General features: G+C 74.3%; 9 protein-coding genes. 7 read left to right on the top strand and 2 right to left on the bottom strand.

Annotation, left to right across the window (positions count from 1 at the left end):
* Positions 1 to 32 precede the first annotated feature (32 nt).
* Positions 33 to 1271 (top strand): signal recognition particle-docking protein FtsY, encoded by a 1239-nt coding sequence (gene ftsY, locus ABD358_RS12685; protein WP_344631053.1) that lies wholly within the window; start codon positions 33 to 35, stop codon positions 1269 to 1271.
* A gap of 117 nt (positions 1272 to 1388) precedes the next feature.
* Here the strand turns inward: ftsY and ABD358_RS12680 are convergent, their stop codons facing one another.
* Positions 1389 to 2069, bottom strand: a complete 681-nt coding sequence (locus ABD358_RS12680; protein ID WP_344631052.1) for a bifunctional DNA primase/polymerase — start codon at positions 2067 to 2069, stop codon at positions 1389 to 1391.
* A 370-nt stretch (positions 2070 to 2439) separates the two neighbouring features.
* Between ABD358_RS12680 and nsdA the strand changes: the two genes are divergently transcribed.
* From nsdA to ffh, 5 genes are all read left to right on the top strand, one after another.
* Positions 2440 to 3939 (top strand): transcriptional repressor NsdA, encoded by a 1500-nt coding sequence (gene nsdA, locus ABD358_RS12675; RefSeq protein ID WP_344631051.1) that lies wholly within the window; start codon positions 2440 to 2442, stop codon positions 3937 to 3939.
* Between the two features lie 174 nt (positions 3940 to 4113).
* Positions 4114 to 5469, top strand: coding sequence for an ammonium transporter (locus ABD358_RS12670; RefSeq protein ID WP_344631050.1), 1356 nt, complete (start codon positions 4114 to 4116; stop codon positions 5467 to 5469).
* Entirely contained in the window at positions 5466 to 5804 is a 339-nt protein-coding gene (locus tag ABD358_RS12665) for a P-II family nitrogen regulator (protein WP_344631049.1), read from the top strand. Before ABD358_RS12670 ends, ABD358_RS12665 begins: the two co-directional genes overlap by 4 nt.
* Before the next feature lie 25 nt (positions 5805 to 5829).
* Entirely contained in the window at positions 5830 to 8271 is a 2442-nt protein-coding gene (locus ABD358_RS12660; protein ID WP_344631048.1) for a [protein-PII] uridylyltransferase, read from the top strand.
* A 73-nt stretch (positions 8272 to 8344) separates the two neighbouring features.
* Entirely contained in the window at positions 8345 to 9895 is a 1551-nt protein-coding gene (gene ffh / locus ABD358_RS12655) for a signal recognition particle protein (RefSeq protein ID WP_344631047.1), read from the top strand.
* 124 nt (positions 9896 to 10019) lie between these two features.
* On the opposite strand, the gene ABD358_RS12650 is transcribed toward ffh, so the two are convergent.
* The gene (locus tag ABD358_RS12650; RefSeq protein WP_344631046.1) at positions 10020 to 10829 is read right to left on the bottom strand and encodes a class I SAM-dependent methyltransferase; all 810 of its coding nucleotides are present in this window, start codon (positions 10827 to 10829) and stop codon (positions 10020 to 10022) included.
* Positions 10830 to 11046: 217 nt separating this feature from the next.
* Here ABD358_RS12650 and proS point away from each other — a divergent pair, with 217 nt between their 5' ends.
* The gene (gene proS / locus ABD358_RS12645; protein ID WP_344631045.1) at positions 11047 to 12462 is read left to right on the top strand and encodes a proline--tRNA ligase; all 1416 of its coding nucleotides are present in this window, start codon (positions 11047 to 11049) and stop codon (positions 12460 to 12462) included.
* Positions 12463 to 12540: the final 78 nt, after the last annotated feature.

Genomic DNA, 12540 nt, shown 5'->3' with positions numbered 1-12540 from the left:
GCGGCCGGTCGTGGCCGATACTGGGTGGCGTTATGGACATCGTCATCCTTGCCGTAGTCATCGCCGTGGTCGCCGTCGCCGCCATCAGCGGGCTCGTGGTCACCACCACCCGCCGGAGGAAGGCGCCGCCGCTCGACCGCTCCGCGCCCCCGACCATCACCGCGCCGCCCCCGACCGAGCCGCAGGTCGGTGAGGAGGCCGAAACCCCCCGTGACGAACAGCGGCGCACCATCGAAGAGGTCGACCTGCCGCCGTCGGGCGCCACGGACGCGGCCGTCGCCGAGGCGCCCGACGTGCCCGAGGCGCCGGCGGCACCCGAGATCGAGGTCCCGGCCCCCGCGGCCGGCCGGCTGGTGCGGCTGCGCGAGCGCCTGTCGCGCTCCCAGAACACCCTGGGCCGCGGCCTGCTGACACTGCTCTCCCGGGACCGCCTCGACGAGGACACCTGGGAGGAGATCGAGGACACCCTCCTCACCGCCGACGTCGGCGTCGCCCCCACCCAGGAACTGGTCGAGCGGCTCCGCGAGCGGGTGCGGGTGCTGGGCACCCGCACCCCCGAGGAGCTGCGCGCGCTGCTGCGCGAGGAGCTGCTGAACCTGGTGGGCACCGACCTGGACCGCACCGTCCACACCGAGGGCGGCGTGTCGTCCGAGGGCGTGGTCCGGCCGGGCGTGGTGCTGGTCGTCGGCGTCAACGGCACCGGGAAGACCACCACCACCGGCAAGCTCGCCCGCGTCCTGGTCGCCGACGGCAAGTCGGTCGTGCTCGGCGCCGCCGACACCTTCCGCGCCGCCGCCGCCGACCAGCTCCAGACCTGGGGCGAGCGCGTGGGCGCCCGGACCGTCCGCGGTCCGGAGGGCGGCGATCCGGCGTCGGTCGCCTTCGACGCGGTCAAGGAGGGCATCACCGAGAGCGCGGACGTCGTCCTGATCGACACCGCGGGACGGCTCCACACCAAGACCGGCCTGATGGACGAGCTGGGCAAGGTCAAGCGGGTCGTGGAGAAGCACGGCCCGGTGGACGAGGTCCTGCTGGTCCTGGACGCCACCACCGGCCAGAACGGACTGATCCAGGCCCGTGTCTTCGCCGAGGTCGTGGACATCACCGGCATCGTGCTCACCAAGCTCGACGGCACGGCCAAGGGCGGCATCGTCGTCGCCGTCCAGCGCGAGCTGAAGGTACCGGTCAAGCTGGTGGGCCTGGGCGAGGGAGCGGACGACCTGGCTCCGTTCGAGCCGGAGGCGTTCGTGGACGCCCTGATCGGCGACTGACGTCCCGGACCGGCATCCCGGACGCGGCGGGAACGGGAAGGAGACGACGGGCGTCCGCCGCGGACGGCACGGGCGCGGCGGGCGCCGGAGGGGGACCCGGCGGGGGCGCCCGGACTCTCAGCCGTGCGGCAGTTCGCGGTGGCAGACGTATGCCAGGGCGCCCAGCAGGAGCCGGGCCTGCGGAGGGCGGCCCGCCGCCTCCAGGGTGGGCGGGCGCAGCCACCGGACGGGGCCGAGACCGCCGAGGTCGGAGGGCGGGGCCGTGATGTGGTCACCCGGGCCGAGCCCGCGCAGGTCCAGCACGGTGTCGTCCCAGCCCATCCGGTACAGCAGCCGGGGGAGCTCGGCCGCGGCACCGGGGGCGACGAGGAACCAGGCCCGGCCGTGCGGGGTGACGGCGACCGGCCCGAGCGGCAGCCCCATCCGCTCCAGACGGGCCAGCGCGCGCCGCCCGGCCGCCGCGGACACCTCGATGACGTCGAAGGTGCGGCCCACCGGCAGCAGCACCGCCGCTCCGGGCACCCGCTCCCACGCCCCGGTCGCCTCGTCCAGCGTCGCGCCGGCGGGCACCGTGAGCGCCGGATCGAGGGGGTGGGCGCCGGGGGAGGGGCAGTCGGGGACCCCGCAGGAGCACTCCGTACGGCCGCCCCCGCGTGTCGCACGGGCGCCGGGGACGACGTCCCAGCCCCACAGACCCGTGTACTCGGCCACGGCCGTGCACACCGACGCGCGGTCGCGGCGCCGGGCGCCGGACCGCAGGTCCCGGATCTCGCGGATGCTGCCGATCGTGAAGCCCATGCCCCCTCCAACGGGTTCCGTGCGCTGTTGGTTACGAACCGGTCCACCGCCGTGGCTGTCGGTGACGATCTCTGCCGGGGGAGCGCGATGGGTGGCGCGCGCCTCTGGCGTGCGTCGCTGCAACCGGTCATGGCTGTTCGTGCCAAGTGAACCGTGTGAAGGGCCACTTGAGGTCGTGTGAGGGGGTGGCGAATGGTGGCGGTTTTGCAATTTCACTCGCCGCGTCAGTGATCGTAGGATTACTTTCGGTTCACACAGTGGCGGAGAGCACACGGAAGACGTCCGGCGTGCGCCCGTCCCGGAGGCATGCCGTCAGGGCGTGCGGCCCGGGGTACGGGCGACGCGCACGGACCGGGATGGGGGCGTTCCAGTGGGCGGCAACGGGAACAGCGGCGGCACCGGTACCGCTGGTAAGCGCCCGAACGGGCAGCTCGCCTCGTGGTTCGTGCGCAGCGGCTGGTCCAAGGGCGAACTGGCCCGGCAGGTGAACCGCCGCGCACGGCAGATGGGCGCCCACCACGTCAGCACCGACACCTCCCGGGTGCGCCGCTGGCTCGACGGGGAGCAGCCGCGCGAGCCGATCCCCCGCATCCTCTCCGAGCTGTTCTCCGAGCGCTTCGGCTGCGTGGTCGCCGTGGAGGACCTGGGGCTGCGCACCGCCCGGCCGACGGCCTCCGCCGGCGGGGTCGACCTGCCCTGGACCGGGCCGCAGACCGCGGCGATGATCGGCGAGTTCTCGCGCAGCGACCTGATGCTGGCCCGCCGGGGCTTCCTCGGCACCTCCCTGACGATGGCCGCCGGACCCGCCCTGATCGAACCGATGCAGCGCTGGCTGGTGCCCACGCCCGCGGGCCCCTCCGTCCCCGAGCGGCCGGCCCGCGGCCCGCGGCAGGGGAGCGGACTGTCCGGCCCCGAGCTGGACCTGCTGGAGCAGACGGTGGTGATGTTCCGCAAGTGGGACGCCCAGTGCGGCGGCGGGCTGCGCCGCAAGGCCGTCGTCGGGCAGCTCCACGAGATCACCGACCTGCTCCAGGACTCCCACCCCGAGCCGGTGCGGCAGAGGCTGTTCCGGGTCACCGCCGAACTGTCGGAACTGGCCGGGTGGATGAGCTACGACATCGGACTCCAGCCCACCGCGCAGAAGTACTTCGTCCTCGCGCTGCACGCCGCCAAGGAGGCCGGGGACCGCCCCCTGGGCGCGTACGTGCTGTCCGACATGAGCCGCCAGATGATCCACCTGGGCCGTCCCGAGGACGCGCTGGAGCTGATCCACCTCGCGCAGTACGGCAGCAGGGAAGGAGCCACCCCCCGCACGCAGGCCATGCTGTATGCGGTGGAGGCGCGCGCGTACGCCAACATGGGCCGGCCCGACAAGTGCCACCGGGCGGTGCGGATGGCCGAGGAGGCCTTCGCCGAGATCACCCCCGGCGACGCCGACCCCGACTGGATCGGATTCTTCTCCGAGGCCGAGCTGAACGCCGAGAACGCCCACTCCTACCGCGACCTCGCCTATGTGGCGGGCCGCAGTCCCGCCTACACCTCGCTCGCGCGGCCGGCGATGGAGAAGGCCGTGGAGCTGTTCGCCCGCGAGTGCGGCGAGGACGGCAGCGGCCACCAGCGCTCCTACGCGCTCAACCTCGCGGGGATGGCCACCGTCCACCTGCTGCAGCGGGAGCCCGAGCAGTGCGCCGTCCTGGCCGGGCGGGCCCTCGACGTGGCCAAGCGCCTCCGTTCCGAACGGGTCAACACGCGCATCCGCAAGACCGTGGCCACCGCGGCCCGCGAGTTCGGGGGCGTCGCCGAGGTCGTCGCCCTGAGCGAGCGGCTCGCCGGCGAACTGCCGGAGGCCGGGGCGGCCCTCGCGGGCTGACCCCGCCCTTGTTCCGGGGGAAGCGCACGTTCATTCCGGCGTAACACGGCACGCGCCTTCGTCACGGCCGTGAAACACCGCGCGGCACCGGGCGAAACGGGGCTCGGAAAACCTGTGGCTCATCCCGATCCCCAGATCCGCCCCCACGGGTCGCGACGCGAGGAGACGCCCACATTGAACGGCGCGGATACCGCTTTCGTACTGATCAGCGCGGCGCTGGTCATGCTGATGACGCCCGGCCTGGCCCTGTTCTACGGCGGCATGGTCCGGGCCAAGAGCACCCTGAACATGCTCATGATGTCCTTCGTCTCCCTGGGCGTCGTGAGCGTCCTCTGGGTGCTCTACGGCTACTCGCTCGCCTTCGGCACCGACACCGGAGGACTGATCGGCAGCCTGGAGTTCGCCGGTCTGGACGGCATCGGCCCCGAGGCGCTCACCGGAGGCGACGAGGGCATCCCGGTCCTCGCCTTCGTCCTCTTCCAGATGATGTTCGCGGTCCTGACGCCCGCCCTGATGAGCGGTGCGCTGGCGGACCGGGTGAAGTTCGGCGCCTGGGCGGTGTTCATCACCCTGTGGGCCACGATCGTGTACTTCCCCGTCGCCCACTGGGTCTGGGCCGAGGGCGGCTGGCTGTTCGAGATGGAGGTCATCGACTTCGCCGGCGGCACCGCCGTCCACATCAACGCCGGAGTCGGCGCGCTCGCCGCGGCCCTGGTGGTCGGCAGGCGGATCGGCTTCCGGAAGGAGCCGATGCGTCCGCACAACCTGCCCATGGTGGTCCTGGGCGCGGCCCTGCTGTGGTTCGGCTGGTTCGGCTTCAACGCCGGCTCCGCGCTGGCCGCCGACGGCACCGCCGCCACCATGGCCCTGAACACGCAGATCGCCACCGCCGCGGCCGTCCTGGGCTGGCTGGCCTACGAGCGCGTCCGCCACGGGGCCTTCACCACCCTGGGCGCGGCCTCCGGCGCCATCGCCGGCCTGGTCGCCATCACCCCGGCCGGCGCGCACGTGGGCGCCGTCGGCGCGATCGTCATCGGCCTGGTCGCCGGCGTGGTCTGCTCCTGGGCCGTCGGCCTGAAGTACAGGCTCGGCTACGACGACTCCCTGGACGTCGTCGGCGTCCACCTCGTCGGCGGCGTGGTCGGCACCCTGCTGGTCGGCTTCCTGGCCGTGGACGGCGTGGGCGGCGTCGGGCAGTTCGGCAAGCAGGCCGTCGGCGCCCTCTCCGTCATGGCCTTCTCCTTCGCGGTCTCCTGGGTGCTGGCCAAGCTGATCGACGTCACCATCGGCTTCCGCGCCGGGGAGGACGAGGAGACCGCCGGCCTGGACCAGGCGTACCACGCCGAGACCGCGTACGACTTCAGCGCGGTGGGCGGCTCGCCCGCGTCCCGCGGCACGGCCGGGGCGTCCGGCGGCGACGGCGCGACCGTGCCGTCCGGGAAGAAGTCCGGCATGCAATCCGACGAGAAGTCCGGCGAGAAGTCCGGCGAGAAGTCCGGCGAGAAGGTGGACAAGAAGGTGGACGCGTGAAGCTCATCACCGCAGTCATCAAGCCGCACCGGGTCGACGAGGTGAAGGAGGCGCTCCGGGCGTTCGGCGTCCAGGGCCTCACCGTCACCGAGGCCAGCGGATACGGGCGGCAGCGCGGCCACACCGAGGTGTACCGCGGCGCGGAGTACACCGTCGACCTGGTGCCCAAGGTCCGCGTCGAGGTCCTGGCCGAGGACGAGGACGCCGAGCAGCTCATCGACGTGATCGTCAAGGCCGCCCGCACCGGGAAGATCGGCGACGGCAAGGTCTGGAGCGTCCCCGTCGAGACCGCCGTACGGGTCCGGACCGGCGAGCGCGGCCCGGACGCCCTGTGAGCCGGCGGCGGAAGCGGACGACCGCATGACCGCGGCGCTCCTCCCCGGACCCGCCGGCGGGTCCGGGGAGGAACCCGGCGGCTACGCCGCGGCCCGGCTGCGCCTCCTCACCGGGGAGGCGCCGTCCGGGCCGCGGCGCCGCGCCGCCCTGGCCGGACTGACCGACGCCTGGCTCGCCGGACTGCTCGGCGAGGCGGGCGAGGGGATCGCGCTGGTCGCCGTCGGCGGCTACGGCCGCGGGGAGCTCTCCCCGCGCAGCGACCTCGACCTGCTCCTCCTCCACACCGGGCGCACGCCCGAGGAGGTCGCCGCCGCCGCGGACCGGATCTGGTACCCCGTGTGGGACCTCGGCATCGCCCTGGACCACTCGGTGCGCACCCCCGACGAGGCAGGGCAGGCCGCGGCCGCCGACCTCAGGGTGCAGCTCGGACTGCTGGACGCCCGGCACATCGCCGGCGATCCGGCGCTCACCGCGGACCTGCGCTCCGCCCTGCTCGCCCAGTGGCGGGCCGACGCGCCCCGGCGCCTGGCCGAACTGCGCGAGACGGTGGAGGAGCGGGCCCGCCGCCACGGCGAACTGCGCTTCCTCCTCGAACCCGACCTCAAGGAGGCCCGCGGCGGGCTGCGGGACGCCGGCGTCCTGCGCGCCGTCGCCGCCTCCTGGCTCGCCGACGCCCCCCGCGAGGGGCTGGAGGAGGCCCGCCGCACCCTGCTCGACATCCGCGACGCCCTCCACCTGACCACCGGACGCGCCGGCGACCGGCTCGCCCTGCAGGACCAGGACCAGGTCGCCGAGGCCCTCGCGCTGCCGGACGCGGACGCCCTGCTGCGCCGGGCGTACGAGGCGGCGCGCGTGATCGCGTACGCCGCCGACGTCACCTGGCGCGAGGTCGGCCGGGTGCTGGGCTCGCGCGCCCGGCGCCCCGGGCCGCGCGTCCCGCTGGCCGGGGACGTCGTCGAGCAGGAGGGCGAGGCGGTGCTGGCCCGCACCGCCCGCCCCGAGCGCGATCCCGTCCTGCCGCTGCGCGCCGCCGCAGCGGCCGCCCAGGCCGGCCTGCCGCTCGCACGGGCCGCCGTGCGCCGGCTGGCCGCCGCCGCGCCGCCGCTGCCCGTGCCCTGGCCCGCCGAGGCCCGCGAGCAGTTCGTCACCCTGCTCGGCGCGGGGGAGGCCGCCGTCGGGGTGTGGGAGGCGCTGGAGGCCGAGGGGCTGATCGACGCCCTGCTGCCCGACTGGGAGCGGGTGCGCTGCCGCCCGCAGCGCAACGCCGTGCACCGGTGGACCGTGGACCGCCACCTGATCGAGACCGCCGTACGGGCCCGGTCCCACGTCCGCCGTGTCGGCCGCCCCGACCTGCTGCTGGTCGCCGCGCTGCTCCACGACATCGGCAAGGGATGGCCGGGCGACCACAGTGTCACGGGCGAGACCATCGCCCGTGACACGGCCGCCCGGATGGGCTTCGACGCCGCCGACACCGCCACCCTGGCCGCCCTGGTCCGCCACCACCTGCTGCTGGTGGAGACCGCCACGCGGCGCGACCTGGACGATCCGGCCACCGTCCGCGCGGTGGCCGACGCCGTCGGCGACGCCGGGACGCTGGAACTGCTGCACGCGCTGACCGAGGCCGACGCCCTGGCCACCGGCCCCGCCGCCTGGTCGGCGTGGCGCGCCGGGCTCGTGGCCGACCTGGTGCGGCGGGTCGGCGCGGCCCTGGCGGGCGGAGGCACGGACCCCGTCCGTCCCGCCCCCGTCCGGCCCGCCCCCGGGGCCGGACGGCTCGCGGCCGAGGCGCGGCGCACCGGAGGGCCGGTGCTGGCCCTGCGCACCCGGACCGAGGCCCCCGCCGCCTCCTGCGCCGGACCCGGCCAGGAGCCCGGCGCCGCCCCGGCCGGTCCCGAACCGGTGGGTGTCGAACTGCTCATCGCGCTGCCCGACCGGCCGGGCGTCCTGCCCGCCGCGGCCGGCGTCCTGGCGCTGCACCGGCTGACCGTCCGCGCGGCCGACCTGCGCACCGCCGGTCCTCCCGGGGAGCCGCCCGTCCTGCTGTTGAACTGGCGGGTCGCCGCCGAGTACGGCTCGCTGCCGCAGGCCGCCCGCCTCCGCGCCGACCTGGTGCGCGCCCTGGAGGGCTCCCTGGACGTTTCGGCCCGGCTCGCCGAGCGCGAGGCCGCCCGGCGCGTCACCCGCCGCCGCGGCGCCGGGGCGCCTCCGCCGCGGGTGACGGTCGCACCGGCCGGATCGAGCGCGGCGACGGTCGTCGAGGTGCGGGCCCAGGACGCCCCCGGACTGCTGTACCGCATCGGGCGGGCGCTGGAGGACGCGGGCGTCACCGTGCGCAGCGCCCACGTCGGCACGCTCGGCGCCGACGCGGTGGACGCCTTCTACGTCACCGGCCCCACCGGCGCCCCGCTGCCCCCCGGGGAGGCCGCCGCGCTCGCCGCCGGGCTGGAACGGGCCCTGGGCGGCTGACCTCACCTGCGGCGGCCCGATACCCTTGGAGGTCGACCGCCGTCACCGCCAACGCGAAGGATCCGCGACCGACGTGTTCGACACTCTCTCCGATCGCCTCACAGCGACGTTCAAGAACCTCAGGGGCAAGGGCCGCCTGAGCGAGGCGGACATCGACGCCACGGCGCGCGAGATCCGCATCGCCCTGCTGGAGGCGGACGTCGCCCTGCCCGTGGTGCGGGCCTTCATCAAGCAGGTCAAGGAGCGCGCCCTCGGCGCGGAGGTCTCCAAGGCGCTGAACCCCGCACAGCAGGTCATCAAGATCGTCAACGAGGAGCTGATCGGCATCCTCGGTGGCGAGACCCGCCGCCTGCGGTTCGCCAAGAACCCCCCGACGGTGATCATGCTCGCCGGTCTCCAGGGCGCGGGCAAGACCACCCTGGCGGGCAAGCTGGGCCGCTGGCTCAGGGACCAGGGGCACACCCCGCTCCTGGTCGCCTGCGACCTCCAGCGCCCCAACGCCGTCAACCAGCTCACCGTCGTCGCCGAGCGGGCGGGCGTCGGCGTCTACGCACCCGAGCCGGGCAACGGCGTCGGGGACCCGGTCAAGGTGGCCCGGGACTCGATCGAGTACGCCCGGACCAAGCAGTACGACGTGGTCATCGTCGACACCGCCGGCCGCCTGGGCATCGACCAGGAGATGATGCGGCAGGCCGCCGACATCCGCGACGCGGTCAGCCCCGACGAGGTCCTCTTCGTCGTGGACGCCATGATCGGCCAGGACGCGGTCAACACCGCCGAGGCCTTCCGCGACGGCGTCGGCTTCGACGGCGTGGTGCTCTCCAAGCTCGACGGCGACGCCCGGGGCGGTGCCGCCCTGTCGATCGCGCACGTCACCGGCCGCCAGATCATGTTCGCCTCCAACGGCGAGAAGCTGGACGACTTCGACGCGTTCCACCCGGACCGCATGGCGTCCCGCATCCTGGGCATGGGCGACGTCCTCAGCCTCATCGAGAAGGCCGAGCAGACCTTCAGCCGGCAAGAGGCCGAGAAGATGGCCGCCAAGCTGGCCAAGGGCCCCAAGGAGTTCACCCTCGACGACTTCCTGTCCCAGATGGAGCAGGTCCGCAAGATGGGCTCCATCTCCAAGCTGCTGGGGATGATGCCCGGAATGGGGCAGATCCGGGAGCAGATCAACAACATCGACGAGCGCGACGTGGACCGCACCGCCGCGATCATCAAGTCGATGACCCCGGCCGAGCGCACCGACCCCACGATCATCAACGGCTCGCGGCGGGCCCGCATCGCCCGCGGCTCCGGCGTGGACGTCAGCGCGGTGAAGAACCTCGTGGAGCGCTTCTTCGAGGCCCGCAAGATGATGTCGAGGATGGCCCAGGGCGGCATGCCGGGGATGCCCGGGATGCCGGGCATGCCGGGGATGGGCGGCCAGCGGAAGAAGGGCAAGCAGCAGAAGAAGGCCAAGGGCAAGCAGCGCTCGGGCAACCCGATGAAGCGCAAGGCCGAGGAGCAGGAGCTGGCCGAGCGCCGCGCCGCCCAGGGCGGAGCCTTCGGGCTGCCCGGCGGACAGGCGCCGGAGGACTTCGAGCTGCCCCAGGAGTTCAAGGACCTGCTTCCGCCGAAGTGACGGCCGCCGCGGTCCTCCGCGGTTCCCCGTGGCGCGGCCTCCCGTGCCGAGGCCTCCCGTGCCGAGGCCTCTCGTGGCGAGGGGCGGACACCCGTGTCCGCCCCTCTCGCCGCGCCGCCGCGCGTCACGTCATGGCGACCACGTAGCGGAAGAGGTTCTGCATCCACACCGTGCCGTCGGGCCGCACGTGGGGCCGCAGCGCCTCCGACAGCTCCTTGGTGACCTGCTCCTCGTCCGTCGCCCGGACGGCCGCGTCGTACAGCCCGGTCGACAGCAGTCCCCGGACCGCGCTCTCCAGGTCGGCGTAGCCGAAGGGGCACGCCACCCGCCCCGACCCGTCGGGACGCAGCCCGGCCCGCCGCGCCAGGTCCTCCAGATCGTCCCGCCCGCCCGGCCGCCAGCACCGCCCCGCCGCGCGGCGGGGCTCGGCCAGCCGCTCGGCCACCCGCAGCGCGGGGGCCGCCGCGCAGCGCTCCGCCGGGCCCCAGCCCGCCAGCACCACCGGCGTGTCCCGCCCGGCCACCTCGGCCACCCGGGCGAGCACGGCGGGCTCGGGCAGGGTGTCGAAGGCGGTCACCAGGTTCGGCGGCGGGCCCTCGCGCAGCGCCGCGGCGTCCGGTCCGCCGTCCGGCCCGCAGGGCAGCACCCGGGCGGTCCAGTGCCGCGCGCCCCACTGCGGCTCCGGCAGCAGCCGCTGCCGGGCCAGTTCCAGGCGCGCCTCGTCGCTGTCCGTCCCCGTGACGGTGGCGCCGCGGGCGGCGGCCATCACCAGCGCCAGCCCGGATCCGCAGCCCAGACCCAGGACGTGCGTGTGCCGTCCGACCTCGAACCGCTCGTATACCGCCTCGTAGAGCGGAACCAGCATCCGTTCCTGAATCTCCGCCCAGTCCCGGGCGGGCCGCGGGAGGTGCCGCTGTGCGAGCGTGGGTGCCATCGCAACATCCCCATTCCGATGGAAGGATCGCCGGATACCCGGCCGCCGTCTCGTCCCCCGAGAAGTCCCTGTGCTCGAATGCCAGGGAACTGCGCATCTGTCCCCGAGTCCAGAGGGTGCGCCGGAGTGTTTCGCCCGCGCCGCCCGCGCGCACTCCTTACGTTGCCCCGACGGGCCGGTTCACGCATCCGCAGCAGAGCGCCGTAACATGCCCGTCATGGCAAAGGCTCCCGTGCTCACCCCCCAGGCGGACGACTTCCCCCGCTGGTACCAGGACGTGATCAGCAAGGCCGAACTGGCCGACAACGGGCCGGTGCGCGGCACCATGGTCATCCGCCCGTACGGGTACGGGCTCTGGGAGCGGATGCAGCGGGAGATGGACGCCCGGATCAAGGCCGCGGGCGCCGAGAACGCCTACTTCCCCCTGTTCATCCCGCAGTCGTACCTGACGAAGGAGGCCGAGCACGTCGAGGGCTTCGCCCCCGAGCTGGCGGTGGTCACCCACGGCGGCGGCAAGGAGCTGGAGGAGCCGGTCGTGGTCCGGCCGACCTCCGAGACGATCATCAACGACTACTTCTCCAAGTGGGTGCAGAGCTACCGCGACCTGCCCCTGCTGGTCAACCAGTGGGCCAACGTGGTGCGCTGGGAAATGCGTCCGCGGGTGTTCCTGCGAACGAGTGAGTTCCTGTGGCAGGAGGGGCACACCGCCCACGCCACGTACGAGGAGGCGCGCGACTACGCCGCCCGCATCCACCGCGAGGTCTACGCGGACTTCATGGTGAACGTCCTGGCCATCGACGTCGTGCTGGGCCGCAAGACGCCCAAGGAGCGCTTCGCGGGCGCCATCAACACCCTCACCCTGGAGGGCATGATGGGCGACGGCAAGGCCCTCCAGATGGGCACCAGCCACGAACTGGGCCAGAACTTCGCCAAGGCCTTCGACACCCGCTACCTGTCCAGGGACGGGGAGCGGGAGCTGGTCTGGCAGACCTCCTGGGGCACCTCCACGCGCATGGTCGGCGGCCTGATCATGACGCACGGCGACGACAACGGCCTGCGCATCCCGCCGCGGCTGGCCCCCGTCCAGGCCGTCGTCCTGGCGATCAAGGGCGACGAGGCGGTGCTGGCGAAGGTCCGCGAGGTCGGCGACCGGCTCGCCGCGGCCGGTGTCCGGGTGAAGGTGGACGACCGCACCGACACCCCCTTCGGCCGCCGCGCGGTGGACTGGGAGCTCAAGGGCGTCCCGCTGCGCGTCGAGATCGGGCCGCGCGACCTGGAGAACGACACCGCGATGCTGGTCCGCCGCATCGCCGGGGGCAAGGAGCCGGTGGCGGTCGACGCCCTGGCCGAGCTGTGCCCCAGGATCCTCGAGGAGGACCAGGAACTGCTGCTGCGCCAGTCCCGCGAGCGCCGCGAGGCGCGCACCACGGACGTGCGGACCGTGGAGGAGGCGGCCGAGGCCGCCGCCGCGGGAGGCTGGGCGCGCATCCCGTGGGCCGACCTGGGTCCCGAGGGCGAGGCCAGGCTCGCCGAGCAGGCCGTCACGGTCCGGTGCCTGGTGGGCGAGGACGGGTCGGTGCCGGAGTCCGACGACGCCCCGGGTACGTTGGCCGTGGTCGCCCGCGCCTACTGACGGGCTCCGCCGGCGGCCGGGTCCATCCCGGCTTGGGGCGGGTGGGGACGAGTCCTCCCGGATCGGCGCACCCGCCCC

The sequence above is a fragment of the Streptomyces glaucosporus genome (genome assembly GCF_039533345.1).
In the GTDB taxonomy this organism is placed as follows: Bacteria; Actinomycetota; Actinomycetes; order Streptomycetales; family Streptomycetaceae; genus Streptomyces; species Streptomyces glaucosporus.
Note: the sequence above shows the minus strand (reverse complement) of the source record. Positions and strands in the feature narration are given on the sequence as shown.